This is a genomic window from Thermomonas mangrovi (assembly GCF_028201335.1).
GTDB classification, from domain to species: Bacteria; Pseudomonadota; Gammaproteobacteria; order Xanthomonadales; family Xanthomonadaceae; genus Thermomonas; species Thermomonas mangrovi.
This window is the reverse complement of sequence record NZ_JAPEVV010000004.1, coordinates 22,006-39,337: the sequence shown is the minus strand read 5'-3', so window position 1 is coordinate 39,337 and position 17,332 is coordinate 22,006. Positions and strand designations below refer to the sequence as shown.

The 17,332-nt window shown below is 72.4% G+C and carries 14 protein-coding genes and 2 pseudogenes; 12 read left to right on the top strand and 4 right to left on the bottom strand.

What is annotated here, in order from left to right:
* Positions 1–4: 4 nt before the first annotated feature.
* Together ON759_RS08135 and hemH are read right to left on the bottom strand one after the other, a co-directional pair.
* Entirely contained in the window at positions 5–865 is an 861-nt protein-coding gene (locus ON759_RS08135) for an alpha/beta fold hydrolase (protein ID WP_271679873.1), read from the bottom strand.
* Positions 865–1,830 (bottom strand): ferrochelatase, encoded by a 966-nt coding sequence (gene hemH / locus ON759_RS08130; RefSeq protein WP_271679872.1) that lies wholly within the window; start codon positions 1,828–1,830, stop codon positions 865–867. The genes ON759_RS08135 and hemH overlap by 1 nt, the downstream gene beginning before the upstream one ends.
* A 96-nt stretch (positions 1,831–1,926) precedes the next feature.
* Between hemH and ON759_RS08125 the strand changes: the two are divergent.
* The 5 genes and pseudogenes from ON759_RS08125 to ON759_RS08105 form a co-directional block, all read left to right on the top strand.
* Positions 1,927–2,703: pseudogene (locus ON759_RS08125) on the top strand (lipid-binding SYLF domain-containing protein); the annotation flags it as partial.
* A 90-nt stretch (positions 2,704–2,793) separates the two neighbouring features.
* Positions 2,794–3,015 carry a Sec-independent protein translocase subunit TatA gene (locus ON759_RS08120; protein ID WP_271679871.1) on the top strand — a complete coding sequence of 74 codons (222 nt, stop codon included), beginning with the start codon at positions 2,794–2,796 and terminating at the stop codon, positions 3,013–3,015.
* A gap of 17 nt (positions 3,016–3,032) precedes the next feature.
* Positions 3,033–3,446, top strand: a complete 414-nt coding sequence (gene tatB / locus ON759_RS08115; RefSeq protein WP_271679870.1) for a Sec-independent protein translocase protein TatB — start codon at positions 3,033–3,035, stop codon at positions 3,444–3,446.
* Positions 3,439–4,194 (top strand): twin-arginine translocase subunit TatC, encoded by a 756-nt coding sequence (gene tatC / locus ON759_RS08110; protein ID WP_271679869.1) that lies wholly within the window; start codon positions 3,439–3,441, stop codon positions 4,192–4,194. The genes tatB and tatC overlap by 8 nt, the downstream gene beginning before the upstream one ends.
* Positions 4,175–4,885 (top strand): RDD family protein, encoded by a 711-nt coding sequence (locus tag ON759_RS08105; protein ID WP_271679868.1) that lies wholly within the window; start codon positions 4,175–4,177, stop codon positions 4,883–4,885. Before tatC ends, ON759_RS08105 begins: the two co-directional genes overlap by 20 nt.
* A gap of 3 nt (positions 4,886–4,888) precedes the next feature.
* Here the strand turns inward: ON759_RS08105 and ON759_RS08100 are convergent, their stop codons facing one another.
* Together ON759_RS08100 and ON759_RS08095 are read right to left on the bottom strand one after the other, a co-directional pair.
* Positions 4,889–5,818, bottom strand: coding sequence for a hypothetical protein (locus tag ON759_RS08100; protein ID WP_271679867.1), 930 nt, complete (start codon positions 5,816–5,818; stop codon positions 4,889–4,891).
* Positions 5,819–5,841: 23 nt separating this feature from the next.
* The gene (locus ON759_RS08095) at positions 5,842–6,573 is read right to left on the bottom strand and encodes a glutamine amidotransferase (protein ID WP_271679866.1); all 732 of its coding nucleotides are present in this window, start codon (positions 6,571–6,573) and stop codon (positions 5,842–5,844) included.
* 42 nt (positions 6,574–6,615) lie between these two features.
* Here ON759_RS08095 and glyQ point away from each other — a divergent pair, with 42 nt between their 5' ends.
* From glyQ to ON759_RS08060, 7 genes and pseudogenes are all read left to right on the top strand, one after another.
* The gene (gene glyQ, locus ON759_RS08090; RefSeq protein ID WP_271679865.1) at positions 6,616–7,557 is read left to right on the top strand and encodes a glycine--tRNA ligase subunit alpha; all 942 of its coding nucleotides are present in this window, start codon (positions 6,616–6,618) and stop codon (positions 7,555–7,557) included.
* Between the two features lie 63 nt (positions 7,558–7,620).
* Positions 7,621–8,028 carry an EF-hand domain-containing protein gene (locus tag ON759_RS08085; protein ID WP_271679864.1) on the top strand — a complete coding sequence of 136 codons (408 nt, stop codon included), beginning with the start codon at positions 7,621–7,623 and terminating at the stop codon, positions 8,026–8,028.
* 1 nt (position 8,029) lies between these two features.
* Positions 8,030–8,656, top strand: coding sequence for a DUF3011 domain-containing protein (locus tag ON759_RS08080; protein ID WP_271679863.1), 627 nt, complete (start codon positions 8,030–8,032; stop codon positions 8,654–8,656).
* Between the two features lie 97 nt (positions 8,657–8,753).
* Positions 8,754–10,892 (top strand): glycine--tRNA ligase subunit beta, encoded by a 2,139-nt coding sequence (gene glyS, locus ON759_RS08075; RefSeq protein ID WP_425608462.1) that lies wholly within the window; start codon positions 8,754–8,756, stop codon positions 10,890–10,892.
* 84 nt (positions 10,893–10,976) lie between these two features.
* Positions 10,977–11,446 (top strand): annotated as a pseudogene (locus ON759_RS08070) (bacteriohemerythrin).
* A gap of 46 nt (positions 11,447–11,492) precedes the next feature.
* Positions 11,493–13,421, top strand: a complete 1,929-nt coding sequence (locus ON759_RS08065) for an autotransporter assembly complex protein TamA (RefSeq protein ID WP_271679861.1) — start codon at positions 11,493–11,495, stop codon at positions 13,419–13,421.
* A complete protein-coding gene (locus tag ON759_RS08060; RefSeq protein ID WP_271679860.1) occupies positions 13,418–17,326 on the top strand; it encodes a translocation/assembly module TamB domain-containing protein in 3,909 nt (1,302 codons plus the stop codon). The genes ON759_RS08065 and ON759_RS08060 overlap by 4 nt, the downstream gene beginning before the upstream one ends.
* The last annotated feature ends 6 nt before the right edge of the window (positions 17,327–17,332 follow it).

Below are 17,332 nucleotides of genomic sequence, written 5' to 3'. Positions count from 1 at the left end.
GCGCCTAACCGCCGCGCAGGAAATCCCCGATCGCCGCGGCGACCTCCGCGGGCTGTTGCATGTGCAGGTGGTGGCCGCCCGGCATCACCACGATCTCGCCGGCCGGCAGCAGGCGGGTGCGGCTGCGGCGCAGCCCATCCGGCAGGTACGGCTGTGCGGGGTCGGCGAAGATCGCCCGCACCGGACAGGCGATCCCGGCGACCAGCGCCTCCACCTGCGCCTCGGTCATCCGCACCAGGGTCGGCAGGGTCAGCCGCGGATCGCTGCTCCATGTGTATCCGCCGTCGACCGCGCGCAGGCCGCGTGCCACCAGCAGGCGGACCTCGGCCTCGCCCAGGCCGCTGCCCGGCACCCGACTGGCGAACTGGCGCGCACGCACCGCGCTGTCGACGTCGGGGAACACCCTTAGGCGCTTGTCGCGCAGCGCGCGCTGCGCGGCCAGGGCTTCGCGGAGCCGCGGCACCGTCTGCTCCGGGGGTTCGGCAAGCGTCCCGATCGCCTCGATCGCCAGCAGGCGGGTCACCCGTTCGGGGCAGGCCGCCGCCAGCAGGCTGGCGATCGCCCCGCCCATCGAATGCCCGAGCAGGCCGAACCGGTCCCAGCCCAGCGCATCGGCAACGTCCAGCAGGTTCGCCAGCGCGCCGGCGAACGAGTAGTCCGCGCCGGCTGGCAGGTGCGCGCTGCGGCCATGCCCGGGCATGTCGATCGCCACCAGCTCGATGCCGTCCAGGAACGGCGCCAGCGGCAGGAAACTGGCGGCGTTGTCCAGCCAGCCGTGCAGCGCGAGCACCCTGGGCGCCCCCGGCGTCCCCGCGTGCAGCCCGGCGATGCGGCCCAGCGAGGTGTCGATCGCGAGTTCGCGCATCAGGTCCAGCCCGCGTCCTGCGAGGCCAGGGCGGCGAGCGCATCGGCATGCGTCGGCTCGGCGTTGAGGCAGGGGATGTAGCGCAGGGCCTCGCCACCCGCGCCACGGAAGGCCACCGCGTTCTCGACCGCGATTTCCTCCAGCGTCTCCAGGCAATCCACCGCGAAACCGGGGCAGGCGACGTCGACCCGGCGCACGCCCTCGCGGGCCAGCGCCTCCAGCGTCGGCTGGGTGTAGGGCTCGAGCCAGCGCTCGCGCCCGAAGCGCGACTGGAAGGTCAGCAGCAGATCCTCGCGCGGCACGCCCAGCGCCTGTGCGATCGCCCGCGTGCTGGCTTCGCATTGCGCGGCATACGGATCGCCGCCATCGACCAGGCGCCGCGGGATGCCGTGGAAGGACAGCAGCACGCGTTCGCCGCGGCCCTCGGCGTCCCAGTGCGCGCGGATCGAAGCGGCCACCGCCGCCGCCCAGCCGGCATCCACGTGGTAGTCGCGCAAGACCTCGACCTGCAGGCCGTTCGCCGCGGCGGCCACCGCATCGGCGACGCTGGCGGTGGTGGTGGTCGAGTACTGCGGATACAGGGGCAGCACCCGGATCTTGCGCACGCCCTCGGCGCGTAGGCCGTCGAACACCGCCTGCACCGACGGCTGGCCATAGCGCATCGCGTGCGCCACCCGCCACCCGGGCAGGCGCCGGGCCACTGCATCGGCCAGCGCGGCAGTGTGCACCGCCAGCGGCGAGCCGCCCGGCATCCAGATCTGCGCGTACTTGCGGGCGACCTTGGGGCTGCGCAGCGGCAGGATCACGAAGTGCAGCAGCGGGCACCACAGCCAGCGCGTGAGTTGCACCACCCGGTGGTCGTGCAGGAACTGCGACAGGTAGCGGCGCACCGCGGACGGGGTCGGGGCGGCGGGCGTGCCGAGGTTGACCAGCACCAGGGCGGGTGGGGAGGCGTCTTCGCGCATCGGCATAGGATCGCATGCGTGCCCCGTGCCTCGGCTAATCGACGATTCATCGCGCGGCGGCGACGATGCGGCTTCCCCCTCCGCGAGTGCCGCCCGATGACGACCGCCCCCCGCCGCCTGACCCTGGCCCTGGCCGCATTGCTGGCCGCGCATGGCGCGATCGCCGGCGAACGCGAGGACGTGCGGGCCGGCGATGCCGTGCGCGTGGTCGAGCAGATGCGCGCGATTCCCGAATCGGCGATCCCCGACCGCCTGCTGGACGATGCGCGGGCGATCGTGGTGGTCCCCGACACCATCAAGGCCGGTTTCATGCTCGGCGGCCGCCGCGGGCTGGGACTGATGGCGGTGAAGGCCGCCGACGGCACCTGGTCCAATCCGGTGTTCGTGAAGCTCGCCGGGGCCAGCTTCGGCCTGCAGGCGGGCGTGCAGTCGGCCGACGTGGTGCTGGTGTTCCGCAACGACCGCAGCCTGGAATCGCTGGCCAACGGCAAGATCACCCTCGGCGCGGACGCCGGCATCGCCGCCGGACCGGTCGGGCGCAACGCCGCGGCGGCCACCGACGGCGAGCTGAAGGCGGAGATCTGGTCGTGGTCGCGCGCGCGCGGCCTGTTCGCCGGGATCGCGCTGGACGGGGCGGTGCTGAGCATCGACAACGGCGCCAACCGCAGCGCCTACGGCCGCGACGTGACCCCGCGGATGGTGTTCGAGGGCCGCGCGCCGGCGGCACCGTCGGCCGCGATCACCCGCTTCCGCGATGCCCTGGAGGAAGCCGGGGCCAACACCCGTGCCGAGCGCGCCAAGCCCGCGCCCGCCCCGGCGGCGGATCCGGGCGCCGCGCAGGTGCAGCCGCTGGACACCGGCAATCCCGCGACCACCACCCCGCTGCCCGACGGCCAACGCTGACCGCACGCCTTCCGGCATCGGCGTAGAATCGCCCTCCCCACCTCTACGCAGGGCCCGACCATGGGTAGCTTCAGCATCTGGCACTGGCTGATCGTCCTGGCGATCGTGTTGCTGGTGTTCGGCACCAAGCGCCTGACCTCCGGCGCGCGCGACCTGGGCAAGGCCGTCAACGAGTTCAAGAAGGGCATGACCGGCGACGAGGGCAAGCCCGCCGGCCACCTCGGCAACGACGGCGCCTCGGCCAAGACCGAGCAGCGCGAGCACGACGACGTCGCCCGCTAAGCCACGCGGCGCCACCGATGTTCGATTTCTCCTTCGGCGAGATGCTGGTGGTCGCCGTGGTCGCGCTGGTCGTGCTCGGGCCGGAGCGGCTGCCCAAGGCGGCGCGCTTCGCCGGCCTGTGGGTGCGCAAGGCGCGCGCGCAGTGGTACTCGGTGAAGTCGGAGCTGGAACAGGAACTGGCCAGCGAGGAGCTCAAGCGCAGCCTGCAGGACAGCCGGCGCGCGCTGGACGAGGCCGAAGCCGGATTCCGCGACATCGCCAGCGAGGCCGCGCGTGCCCGCCAGGCTGCCGAAGCCGCGGCGGGGGCCGGTGCCGAGCCGGCGACCGCCGGTCCGTCCGACGACGCGCCAGCGGATGCGGAGGCCCTCGCCTTCGAGGCGACCGCGCCGGCAGGCCCGGCCACCACGCCGCGCGGAGGACAGGATGGCTGACGCCGGCGACGACCTCGAACGCCCGTTGATCGCGCACCTGCTCGAGTTGCGCTCGCGGCTGCTGCGCGGCTTCGTCGGCCTGGTGGTGGTGCTGGTGTGCCTGCTGCCATTCGCCAACAAGCTGTACGCGCTGCTCGCGCAGCCGCTGCTCGACAAGCTGCCCAAGGGCGGCCAGCTGATCGCGACCCAGGTGGCCTCGCCGTTCTTCGCGCCGATGAAGCTGGCCTTCTTCGCCGCGCTGATGCTGTCGATGCCGTGGCTGCTCTACCAGGCCTGGGCCTTCGTCGCCCCCGGGCTGTACCAGCGCGAAAAGAAGCTGGCGCTGCCGCTGCTGGCGTCCGCGTTGTCGCTGTTCTACGCCGGCTGCGCCTTCGCCTTCTTCCTGGTGTTGCCGATGGTGTTCGGCTTCCTCACCAAGGTGACCCCGGCCGGGGTGGCGATGATGACCGACATCGGCGCCTACCTCGATTTCGTGCTGGTCATGTTCCTGGCGTTCGGGCTGGCGTTCGAGCTGCCGGTCGCGCTGGTGATCTTGTCCCTGCTCGGCTGGGTGACCCCGGCCCAGCTGCGCGAGGCGCGCGGCTACGCGGTGGTCGGCATCTTCATCATCGCGGCGATCGTCACCCCGCCCGACGTGGTCAGCCAGCTGATGCTGGCGATCCCGATGGTCCTGCTCTACGAAGCCGGCATCCTGGCCTCGGTGCTGGTCACGCCGCGACGGTCGGCGGATGGCGCGCGCGCCGGCTGAGCCCGTCAACGCGCGGTTCTGGGCACGCTACGCCGCGTGGTCGCTCGACGCGGCCTGCCTGGCGCCGCTGGTGGCCTGGCTGGGGGCCGCGCGCTGGCGCGCCGACTGGGCCGCACTTCTCGAGGCCGGCCGCGCCCTGCAGGCGCAATTGCCGCGGCTGTTCGACCAGCTGCTGGATGCGGGGCTCGCCCCGCCCACCACGCTCGCCGCGCAATGGCTGGCCGACCCGCGCCTGGCCGCAGCGATCCGCGCGCTGGAAGCCGCGGTCGCCAGCCTGCTGCTGGCGCCGGCACTGCTGTACGCCGTGCTGGCCCTGGCCTGGGCGGTCGCCTTCGAGGCCTCGCGCTGGCAGGCCACCCCGGGCAAGCGCCTGCTCGGCCTGCGCGTGGTCGACGCGCAGGGCCGGCGGCTCGGCGTCGGTCGGGCGCTGCTGCGCCACCTGGCTGCCGGTCTGTCCTGGCTGAGCCTCAACCTGGGGCATGCGCTGGCGGCGGTGCCGCCGCATCTGGCCCTGCACGACCGCCTCAGCGGCACCCGCGTGGTGGCGGACGCCGCCCGCCCGCTTCCCGTTTGGGCGAAGGCGTGGCTGGCGCTGCAGGCGCTCGCAGGCATCGTCGCGGCTGGCGCCCTGCTGCGTGCGCTGCAGGCATGGCTGGACGCGGGCCTGCTGCAGGCCCTGGGCGGCGTGTAGGGGTCAGACCTCGATGCCGTGCACGTCGCCAGGCATCGCAGCAGGGCCTTCGCCGAAGGTGTCGCGCCAGGCCAGGTAACCGCCGCCCACCAGCAATACCAGCACGCCGGCGACGAAGCCCAGCCCGGCCATCGCCACCAGCAGGTTGCCGAGCACCGGGTGCACCGCGCCGCCGACCAGCCCCAGCACCAGCGCGACCAGGGCGAACGCCAGCGTCGCCGCGAGCAACGCGCCGATGAACAACACGCCGGCCAGCAGGTTGGCGCCAAGGTTGCGCAGGCCAGCCTGCAGCGTCGCCTTGACCGCCTCGCCGAGGCGCGCACCCGAGAACAGCATCAACGGGATGGCGAACATCACCAGCACGTAGCTGACGTAGTTGAGCAGGAACTGCAGCAGCATCAACAGGCCCGCGTGATCTGGCTGCGGCACCTGCTCCATCTGCCCCTGCATGGCCGACTGCATCGCGGCGGCATAGTTGCGCCAGTAGTCTTCCCCGGCCAGCGCGGCGACCAGCAGGCCACCGACCGCGGTCAACGCCACCTGCACCAGGCCGATGCCCGCAAGCCGCCGGCCCGCCGGCGAGCGCAGCGGCAGGAACACGTCGCGGGCGCGCACCGGTCGCCCGGATTCGGTTTCGCGGATCACGTGCATCAACCCGCCCAGCAGGATGGGGACCAGCACCATCACCACCAGGAACAGCGGGGCGGCGACGATCAATGCATCGCGCAAGTCGGGGCCCTGGCCGGCCGCGGGCGCTGCGCCCTGGCCCACCACCATCGCGCCGACGATCGCGAAGACGAGGGCCACCGCGTACAAGGCCAGCAGGAACAGCAGGGCCGCGCCGAACACCGCGCGCGGGTTGCGCGCCCCGAGGTCGATGGCCTGCCGGAACCATGCCAGTCCCTGGCCGATCGGCAGCTTGCGAATCTCCATGGCATCCCTCGCGTCGAATGCGCTCAGGATACCGGAGCGCGCCCCCCGCGCGCCTGCCGCACGAACCGCCGCAGCACCCCCCGTGCATGCGGCGCGGCGGCCACCTCGCGCGCCATCCGCGCGCTGCAGCGGCCCTCGCGGGCGAGCGCGTCGGCGCGGGCGCGGATGTAGCCACGCATGTGCCCGGTGGCGAATTCCGGATGGAACTGCACGCCCCAGGCGCGCGTGCCCCAGCGATACGCGTGGCAGGCATCGTGCGGGTTGCGGGCGAGCACGGTGGCGCCCGGGGGCAGCCGCAGCACGCTCTGCAGATGGGTGGCCTGCGCCGGGAAACGCGCCGGCAGGCCGGCGAACAAGGGGTCCTCCCGGGCGGCATCGGCCAGTTCGATGCACACCGTGCCCATCTCGCGGCCACGGGGGTTGTCGCCGACCTCGCCGCCCAACGCGTGGGCGATCAGCTGGTGGCCGTAGCAGATGCCGAGCAGCGGCAGGCCGGCGTGCGCGGCTTCGCGCAACCAGCCCGCGCTGCGCTCGCTCCAGTCCAGGCGCTCGGTGACCATCGCCGCCGAACCGGTGACGATGGCGCCGGCGAATCCCGCGCGCGCCGGCAAGGCGTCACCGCGTTCGACGTCGACCACCACCGCCGCGTCGCGCTCCAGTCCCGCGGCCACCCGGATCCAGTGCGCGAAGCTGCCGTGGCGGCGCATCGGCGCGACCGGCTGGCCGGTCTCGATGATCAGGAAGGGCGGCGACATCGGCACTTATACTAGCCAGCCACGCCGCCGTTGCCAGCCCGCATGACCGCCACGATCACGTTCCAGGACCTCATCCAGCGCCTCAACGCCTACTGGGCGGCGCAGGGCTGCGTGCTGATCCAGCCGCTGGACCTGGAAGTCGGCGCCGGCACCTTCCACCCGGCCACCTTCCTGCGCGCGCTGGGCCCCGAACCGTGGAACGCGGCGTACGTACAGCCCAGCCGCCGCCCCACCGACGGCCGTTACGGCGAGAACCCGAACCGCCTGCAGCATTACTACCAGTACCAGGTGGTGATGAAGCCCAACCCCGACAACATCGTCGAGCTGTATTTCGAGTCGCTCAAGGCGCTGGGCATCGACCCGCAGGTGCACGACCTGCGCCTGGTCGAGGACAACTGGGAGTCGCCGACGCTCGGTGCCTGGGGCCTGGGCTGGGAGGTCTGGCTCAACGGCATGGAAGTCACCCAGTTCACCTATTTCCAGCAGGCCGGCGGCCTGGAATGCCGGCCGGTGCTCGGCGAGATCACCTACGGCCTGGAGCGGCTCTGCATGTACCTGCAGAACTGCGACAACGTCTACGACCTGGTGTGGACGGTCGGCCCGCAGGGCGTGGTCACCTACGGCGACGTGTTCCTGCAGAACGAGCGCGAGCAGAGCGCCTACAACTTCGAGCACGCCAACGTCGAGGAGCTCTTCCACCGCTTCGACGCCTGCGAAGCCGAGGCACTGAAGCTGGTCGAGGCCGGCCTGCCGCTGCCGGCCTACGACCAGGTGTGCAAGGCCAGCCACAGCTTCAACCTGCTCGACGCGCGCCGCGCGATCTCGGTGACCGAACGCCAGCGCTACATCCTGCGCGTGCGCAAGCTGGCGCAGGCGGTGGCCGAGGCGTACTTCGCGCAGCGCGAGAAGCTCGGCTTCCCGGGCCTGAAAGCAGGGCCGGGTGTCAGCGCAAAGCCGACAGAGGCGACGACCGCGCCGGCGTAAGATCGGCCACGCGGGGTCGTGGGAGCGACCCGTCCGGGTCGCCGGCTCCCAAGGGAAGCACGCATGAAATCGCGAGGCATGTCCGTCGCGGCGATCGCCGCGGCGCTGTTGTCATGCATGGGCATCGCCCAGGCACAGAAGAAGGCGCCACCGCCGATCGGCGCGTTGCCGCTCGACAAGGTGGTCGAGATGCTGGACCGCAACGGCAATGGTTGCGTCGACCTCGAGGAAGGCCGCAACTACACCAGCCGCCGCTACCACGCGCTGGATGCCAACCACGACGGCACGCTGGACGCCGCCGAGGCGCCGCCGGGGCCGATGGAAACCACCCCGGAACGGCCGATCGCGCTGGAAGCCTGGCAGGACGCCTACACCGTGCGCTTCGCCGGCTTCGACAAGGACGGCAACGGCTGCCTGAGCCGCGACGAGATCGAGGCAGGCCGCGCCGGCCTTGCCCAGGGAGGGCAGTGACATGCGCAGCCACCATCGCATCCTCGCCGCGTTCGCCGGCCTGCTGCTGCTCTGCGCGGCCGGCACCGCCGCGGCGCAATCCACCATCCGCTGCGAATCGCAGGACGGCAACTACCGTTCCTGCCCGGTCAGCACCACCGGTGGCGTGACCCTGACCCGCCAGCTCAGCAGCAAGGGCTGCTGGCAGGGCGACACCTGGGGCTACGACCGCAACCGCATCTGGGTCACCCATGGCTGCCGCGCGGAATTCCGCGTGGGATCGCACTCCGGCAGTTCGGATGGCGCCAAGGTCGCCGGCGCGCTGGTGCTGGGCGCGATCGCCGCCGCCGCGATCGCCAGCCACGACCACGACCGCCACGACAACAACAACCATTACAACGACGGCTACTACAACGGCTACGACAGCAACTACGACTACGGCTACGGCAACAACAGCTATGGCCGCGAGATCCGCTGCGAGTCGCAGGACGGCCGCTACCGCAGCTGCGGCTACATCGACCGCCGCGGCCATGCGGAGATCCGTCGCCAGCTCAGCAACACCAGTTGCGTGTACGGCCGCAGCTGGGGCGTGGATGGCCGCCAGCTGTGGGTGGACGACGGCTGCCGCGCGATCTTCGTGGTGTATTGAGGCCCGCGGGGGCGCGGTCGGGTAAAGTAACCGGCCGCACGGAAACAGGGCAGCGCGCCGGATCCGGCCGCTGCCCTTTCTCATTTGTCCCCCTGGAATGTCGGAGCCCCGCGTGACTGGCCTTGCCCCCCTGCTGATCGAACTCGGTACCGAGGAACTGCCGGTCAAGGCCCTGCCGGGGCTGGCCCAGGCCTTCTTCGACGGCGTGGTGGCGGCGCTGGGCAAGCGCGGCGTCGCGGTGCAGGCCGGCGACGCCAAGCCGCTGTATTCGCCGCGCCGGCTGGCGGTGCTGCTGCCCGGCGTGGCCACCGAGCAACCCGAGCAGGCCAGCGAGGTGCTGGGGCCCTACCTCAACATCGCGCTGGATGCCGAAGGCAGGCCGACCCGCGCGCTGGAAGGCTTCGCCGCCAAGGCCGGGGTGGACTGGACCGCGCTGCAGACAACCACCGACGCCAAGGGCGCGCGCTTCGTGCATCGCGCGGTGACCCCGGGCGCGCGCACCGCCGACCTCCTGCAGGGGGTGCTGGACGACGCCCTGGCCGGGATGCCGATCCCCAAGCCGATGCGCTGGGGCGCCCATGCCTATGGCTTCGCGCGTCCGCTGCATTGGCTGGTCGCGCTGTTCGGCGACGAGGTGGTCGCGCTCGAGGCGCTGGGCATCCGCGCCGGCCGTGCCAGCCGCGGGCATCGCTTCCTGCACGGCGGCGACGTGCCGATCGCCGCGCCGTCCGCCTACGTCGAGGCGCTGCGCGCAGCCCACGTGCTGGTCGATCCCGACGAGCGCCGCGCGCGCGTCATCGCCGAGGTCGAGGGCGCGGCCAGGGCCGCCGGCGGCAGCGCGCGCATCGACGAGGACAACCTGCAGCAGGTCAACTGCCTCAACGAATGGCCGGTCGCGGTGGCCTGCGCATTCGAGCGCGAGTTCCTGGCGGTGCCGCAGGAAGCGCTGGTCGCGACCATGGAGACCAACCAGAAATTCTTCCCGGTACTGGATGCCGGCGGCCGGCTCACCGAGCACTTCATCGGCATCGCCAACATCGCGTCCAGGGACCCGTCGGAGATCCGCAAGGGCTACGAGCGCGTGATCCGCCCGCGCTTCGCCGACGCCAAGTTCTTCTTCGACGAAGACCTCAAGCAAGGGCTCGCCGCGATGGGCGACGGCCTGAAGACGGTCACCTACCAGGCCAGGCTGGGCAGCGTGGCCGACAAGGTGGCGCGGGTCGCCGCGCTGGCCGAGGCGATCGCCCCGCAGGTCGGCGTGGATGCGGCGCTGGCCAGGCGCGCCGCGATGTTGGCGAAGAACGACCTGCAGAGCCGCATGGTCAACGAGTTCCCGGAGCTGCAGGGCATCGCCGGCCGCCATTACGCCACCCATGCCGGCGAGCCGGCCGAGGTCGCGCTGGCGATCGACGAGGCCTACCAGCCGCGCTTCGCCGGCGACGACATCGCGCTGTCCGGCGTGGGCAAGGTGCTGGCGATCGCCGAGCGCCTGGACACCCTGGCCGGCGGCTTCGCCGCAGGGCTCAAGCCGACCGGCAACAAGGACCCGTTCGCGCTGCGCCGCAATGCGCTGGGGCTGGCGCGCACGATCATCGAGAGCGGGTTCGAGCTGAATTTGTCGCACACGATCGGCGCGGCATTGGAAGCAATTCCCGATCAAGCTTTCCCGGCGCTGTCTGGGAAATCTGAAGATGAAATGCGGATTGCCAAGGCTTACGCGCACCGAGAAGAAATCTACGACTTCATCCTCGACCGCCTGCGCGGTTACTACGCCGACAAGGGCGTGCCGGCCGCGCATTTCAACGCGGTCGCGGAGCGCAAGCCGAAGTCGTTGTACGACTTCGACCGCCGCATCGACGCCATCGGCACCTTCGCGCAATTGCCGGAGGCGGCGGCGCTGGCCGCGGCCAACAAGCGCATCGGCAACATCCTGAAGAAGGCCGACATCGCCATCCCCGGCATGGAGGACACGCGACTGCTCGTCGAGCCCGCCGAGCGCGCGCTGGCGGAGGCGGTGGAAGCGGCGTACGACGACACCGGCCATGCGCTGTCGCACGGCGACTACGTCGATGTGCTGGCGCACCTGGCGCGGCTGCGGCCGCAGGTCGACGCCTTCTTCGACGCGGTGATGGTGAACGCCGAGGACCCGGCGCTGCGCGCGAACCGGCTGGCCCTGCTCAAGCGCCTGGCCGACCGCCTGGGCAGCGTGGCCGCGATCGAGCATCTGTCGACCTGACCGCGCCCGGCGGTTGATTCCCATCAATCTGCGGGGCGCGCAGGCGCCCTGGCTTCGCGATACACCCCCATCGGGAGCATCGCGATGACCCTCCTCGTCTGGCAGGACGAACTCGAGAAACCGGCATCGACGTCATCGACCAGCAACACCAGCGCATCGTCGCGCTGATCAACCAGCTCGGCGAGGCCAAGGGCCGCGAAGGCCTGGCCACCGTGCTGGAGGAACTGATCGACTACACCCTCTCGCACTTCGCGTTCGAGGAAGAGCTGATGGAGGAGTCCGGCTATTCCTTCGGCCCCGCGCACAAGCGCGTGCACGACATGTTCGTGCGCCGGGTCAGCGAATACCGGATGCGCTTCGAAGCCGGGGAGGACATCGCCGCCGAGCTCAAGGGCATGCTCGCGCGCTGGCTGTTCAACCACATCCGCGGCGACGACAAGGCCTACGCCAAGCACGTGCGCCACTACCTGGAGACCTACAAGCGCGGCGGCATGGCCGGCGGCGTTGCGCGCGACGGCTGGTTCAAGCGCAAGATCAAGGCCTGGCTGCAGTAGGCATCGCATCTACCGTGGCGTCATGCCGGCCCGGTATCCTGCCGGCATGCCCCGCCTCCCCCACCGCCTGGGCCTTGCCCTCGCCGCCTGCCTGGTGGCGGGTCCCGCCTGCGCGGCCAAGGTCGCGCGCATCGACATCCAGGGCGTGGCCGACCCCGCGGTCGCGCAGAACGTGCGCACCGCGCTGTCGCTCAACGACGAGCTCGACAAGGACCTCAGCGCGCGCCGGCTGAACTACCTGCTGCGCCAGGCCGAGCGCGAGACCCGCGAAGCGCTGGAACCGTTCGGCTACTACTCGCCGACCATCACCATCCGCCGCAGCGACCGCGACCTGCCGGTGGGGCAGCGCGCGGAACCGCCGGCGACCGATGCCGACGCGGTCGACGATCCCGATGACGGCGACGAGGCCGGCACCGACGGCGGTGCGCCCGCCGCCGCGTCCACGACCCCGCGGCGCGATCCCAAGCGCACGCTGACCGTCGACATCCAGATCGTGCTCGGCGAGCCGGTGCGCGTGCGCCGCGAACAGGTCGATGTCGACGGGCCGGGGGCCGGGGACGGCGGCGTGCGCGAAGCGCTGGCCGCGTTCGCACCGCGCGAGGGCGCGGTGCTCGACCACACCGTGTACGAGGCCGGCAAGAAGCGGATCTCCAATGCCCTGCTGCAGCACGGTTATTTCGATGCCGACCTCGCCAGCCACCGGGTCGAGGTCACCCGCGCGGACTTCGCTGCCGACATCGACCTGCGCTGGACCACCGGCGAACGCTACCGCCTGGGCGAAGCGCGCTTCCAGCAGGACCCCAAGCCGATCATCCGCGACGACCTGCTGCAGAAGCTGGTGAACTGGGAACCCGGCGCGCCCTACGACGCCGCCAAGCTGGACCGGCTGCGGCGCTCGCTGGTGGCGCTGGACTACTTCGGGCTGGTGGACGTGTCGGCGCTGCCGGAGAACGCCAGCGAACGCACGGTGCCGGTGGAGGTCAGCCTGAGCCCCGCGCCGCGCAGCATCTACACCGTCGGCGCCAGCTACGGCACGATCAGCGGCCCCGGCGTGAACCTCGGGGTCGAGCGCCGCTACCTCAACAGCCTCGGCCACAAGGCGCTGGCCCAGCTCGACTATGCGAAGGACCGCAAGGCGCTGACCCTGCAGTACAAGGTGCCGGCCTTCGCCTGGCTGGATGGCTGGTACACCGCCAGCCTGCAGGCGGTGGACGAGGTGAACCCCTACATCAACAGCCGCCGCGTCGAATTCGTGGCCAGCCGCAGCGGCCAGTACAACGACCATCTCAACCTGCTGGCCTCGCTGCACGTGCTGCGCGAGCGCTGGCTGATCAACGTCGCCGACGATGGCGAGGGCGGCCTGTCGCCCTTGCCTTACCGCTACGGCAGCTATGTGTTCCCGGCGCTGGAGGCGACCTACGTCGACGTCGACGACCGCCTCGACCCGCGCCGCGGTGCGGGCGGCACGCTCCTGCTGCGCGGCGGGCGCGGCGGTGCGGACGGCAACACCACCTTCCTGCAGGTGCATGCGCGCGTGCAGTGGTTCCATGGCTTCGATGCCGACAGCAAGCTGATCCTGCGCGGCGAGGCCGGGCACACGTTCAGCGGCAGCTTCCTCGACCTGCCGCCCAGCCTGCGCTTCTATGCCGGCGGCGACCGCAGCGTGCGCGGCTACGACTGGCACGAGATCGGGCCGCGGGTCGAAGTGGACGGCGATGTCTACTACACCGGCGCCTCCAACGTGGTCACCGCCAGCGTCGAGTACGAGCGCTACTTCAAGGGTCCGTGGGGCGCCGCGGTGTTCGTCGACAGCGGCAGCGCCTTCGAGGGCAAGCGCCCCGACATGCACACCGGCGTCGGCTTTGGCGTGCGCTGGCGCTCGCCGGTGGGGCCGGTGCGGATCGACATCGCGCGCGGGCTGAAGTCGCCGGATTCGCCGTTCACCCTGCACTTCGCGATCGGGGCCGACCTGTGAGCTGGCGCGAACGCTACGACCGCTATCGCCGCTACGGGCTGGACCCGTTGCCGGCCGACGCCACGCGTGCGCAGCGCGAGGCGCGGATCGCCGAACTGCGCGTGCTGCGCCGGCAGCGCCAGCGGCGGATCGCCCTGCGCAGCGGCATCGGCACCCTGCTGCTGGCGATCGGGGTCGCCGCGTTGCTGTACTGGCTGCTGTCCACCATCGGCGGCCGCGACCTGCTGCTGCGGCAGGTCGTGGCGCGGCTGCCGGCCGGCACCGTGCTGACCTGGCGCGCCGCCGAAGGCCCGGCGTCCGGGCCGATGGTGTTGCGCGGCGTGCATGTCTCGATGCCGCGGCAACGCGACCCGGACTGCGTGACGACCGCGCAGGCGAGCTGCGCGATGGGGCGGATCGTGTTCGATGCCGACGCGGTGACCCTGGATCCCGCATTGCGCCCGCTGCTCGGCCGGACCCTGCGGCTGGATGCGCTGGCGATCGAGGGTGCGCGCCTCGACCTGCCGCGCAGCGACACGCCGTTCGAGCTGCCGACCTGGCCCGACGTGCTGCCGCAGATCGCCCCGCCGCTGGCGCTGGAAGCCGACCACGTCCGCATCGACCGCCTGCAGGTGCTGCAGGAGGGCGAGCCGATGGTGGCGATCCGCAGCGCGCGCGCCGGCCTGCGCGCCGGCCCCGGGCGCCTGCAGGTGGCCAACCTCGACGTCGACAGCGACCGCGGCCGCTTCGCCGCGCATGGCGACTACCTCCCGCGCGAGGACTACCGCACCGACCTGGTCGCCACCGCGGTGCTGCCGGCCCCGGCCGGGCGCACCGCCCCGCGCCTCGGACTGGTCGCCAAGGGCGACCTGTCGCGGATGGACGTGGCCATCGCCGGCCGCCTCCCGGCGCCGACTCGCGCCACCCTCACCCTGCGTGGCGACAAGGACGCACCGCGCTGGCGCCTGCGCGCGGCCAGCGAAGCGGTGGACCCCGGCCTGCTCAGCGGCGGCGAGCCGGCGACCCCGATCGCCTTCGACCTCGTCGCCGACGGCGACGGCGGCCGCGCCACCGTGCAGGGCACGCTCCGGCAGGGCGAGTTCGCGACGACCCTGCAGCCCTCGCGGCTGGCGCTGGAGGATCGCCGCCTGCAATTGCAGCCCCTGGTGCTGGACCTGTACGACGGGCGGATCTCCGCGAACGGCGTGGCCGACCTGGCCGATCCGGCGAAGACCGCGGTCAAGCTCGCCGTGAATGCGCGTGGACTGCGCTGGCGCAGCGCCGACGGCGCGACCACCATCGCCGGCGATGCCGACCTGGGCGTGGCCGGCACGCTGGAGCGCTGGGGGGTGAAAGGCCAGGCGCGCCTGCAACGCGGCCAGGAACGCGCGACCGTGGACCTGACCGGACTTGGCCACCGCGACGGCCTGCGCATCGATGCGCTGAGCGCGACGATGCCGCAAGGCCGCCTGCAGGGCGCCGGCGAGATCACCTGGACGCCCCGGCTGAGTTGGACCTCGAAGGCGACGCTGGCCGGCTTCGACCCCGGCTACTTCGCGCCCGACTGGCCCGGCGCCGTCGATGGCGTGGTGCTGGCCTCCGGCGCGATCCGCGACGACGGCCGCCTGCTCGCCGACGTCGAGGCGTCGCGTCTCGGCGGGACCCTGCGCAAGCGCCCGCTGTCCGGGCGCAGCGCGCTGCACGTCGACGGCGATGCCTACAGCGGCGACGTCGCGCTGCGCCTCGGCGACAGCCGGATCGAGGCGCGCGGACGCATCGCGCAGGCGATCGAGGTGGACGCCACGTTCGCGCCGCTGCGGCTGGACGACCTGCTCCCCGATGGCCGCGGCGTGCTGCGCGGGCGCCTGGCGCTGCGCGGCGCGCGCAGCACCCCCGACCTCGACGTCGACCTGGCGGGCGATGGCATCGCGTTCGGCGACTACCGCGCCGACCACCTCGTCGCCCGCGGCGCGCTGCCGTGGGCGCGCGGCGCCGGCAGCCTGGTGGTGGATGCGCGCGGGCTCGAGGCCGGGATCCCGCTGACCGGGTTGCAGGCCACCCTGCGCGGCGCAGTGGAGCGGCTGCAGGTGGACGCGAACGCGCAGTCCGAATACGGCACCGTCGCCCTGCGCGGCGATGCGGCGCGCAACGGCGCGCGCTGGTCCGGGACGCTGGCGACGCTCGCGCTCGATCCTGCGATGGGCAGCCGCTGGACCCTGCAGGCACCGGCGCGCTGGGGCTGGGATGGCCGCAACGGCAGCCTGTCGCAAGCCTGCCTGCGCGCGGCGGACGGCGGCGACCTGTGCGCCGATGCCGACTGGCCGCGGCGCGGGCTGGACCTGCGCGGCAGCGGGCTGCCGCTGGCCCTGCTGGTGCCCTACCTGCCGGAACGCAGCGATGGCCGCCCGTGGGTGTTCAGCGGCAGCGCCGATCTGGTCGCCGGGCTGCGCGCGGTGGGCGCCAGCTGGCGCGGCACCGCCACCCTGACCTCGGACCGCGGCGGGGTGCGCAACCGCCCGCGTGCGCGCCGCGACGTGATCGGCTATCGCGACCTCAAGCTGGATGCCGACTTCGATCCCCGCCAGCTGCAGGCCACGCTGCACGCGGGCCTCGACGACGACGGCGTGGTGGTCGCGCGGGTGGCCACCGGCTGGGACGCGTTCGCGCCGCTCGACGGCCAGCTGCGGCTGCGCACCGACGAGCTCACCGCGCTGGAGCTGTTCTCGCCCGATATCGTCGAACCCACCGGCAAGCTCGACCTCGACCTGCGCCTTGGCGGCACCCGCGCGCAGCCGGCGATCGGCGGCCAAGGCCGGCTGCAGGACTTCGCCGCGGAACTGCCGGCGCTCGGGATCGCGCTGGAACAGGGCGACGTGCGGATGGACGCCCAGGCCGACGGCAGCGCGCGCATCGTCGGCCAGGTGCGCTCCGGCGGCGGCACCCTGCAGGTGGACGGCAGCCTGGGCTGGCGCGACGACGAGGTGCCGCTGGTGCTCAACGTGCGCGGCCAGGACGTGCTGGTCGCGGAAACCCGCCAGCTGCGCGCGGTGGCCTCGCCCGACGTGGTGGTGCGCTACCGCGCCGGGCAGCCGCTGCAGGTGACCGGCAAGGTGCGCGTGCCCAGCGCCGACATCCACCTCGACCGGCTCGACATGGGCATCTCGCCGTCGCCGGACGTGGTGGTGCTGGATCCGGTGGACCCGACCCGCCCCTCGACCCCGACCATGCTCGACCTCGACATCGCGGTGGAGATGGGCGAGGCGGTGAAGATCGACGGCTTCGGGCTGTCGGGCACGCTCGGCGGCAGCCTGCGGGTGCGCGAAGCGCCGGGCCGCGACATGCGCGCGACCGGTGCGCTGGACGTGGCCGGCCGTTACCGCGCCTACGGGCAGAACCTGCAGATCACCCGCGGGCGCCTGCTGTGGTCCAACAGCGAGATCGGCGACCCGCGCCTGGACGTGCGCGCCGAGCGCGTGGTCGGCGACGTCACCGCCGGCATCCGCGTCGAAGGCAGCGCCTCCGCGCCGCGCGCGACGGTGTACTCCAATCCGGCCAAGAGCGAATCGGAAGCGCTGGCCTACCTGACCCTCGGCCGCCCGCTGTCGACCGTGACCGGCGCCGAGGCGCGCCAGCTGGGAGCGGCGAAGTCGGCGCTGAATGCCGGCTCCGGGCTGATCGCGGCGGAACTCGGCGCGCGGCTGGGGCTGGACGACGCCGGCGTCACCGAATCGCGCGCGCTGGGCGGTGACGTGCTCAGCGTCGGCAAGTACCTCTCGCCCAAGCTCTATGTCGGCTACGGCGTGTCGCTGGTCGGCAGCGGCCAGGTGCTGATGCTGAAGTACCTGCTGCGCAAGGGCTTCGACATCCAGGTCGAATCCAGCACCTTCGAGAACCGCGCGTCGGTCAACTGGCGAACGGAGAAGTAGGCGCGC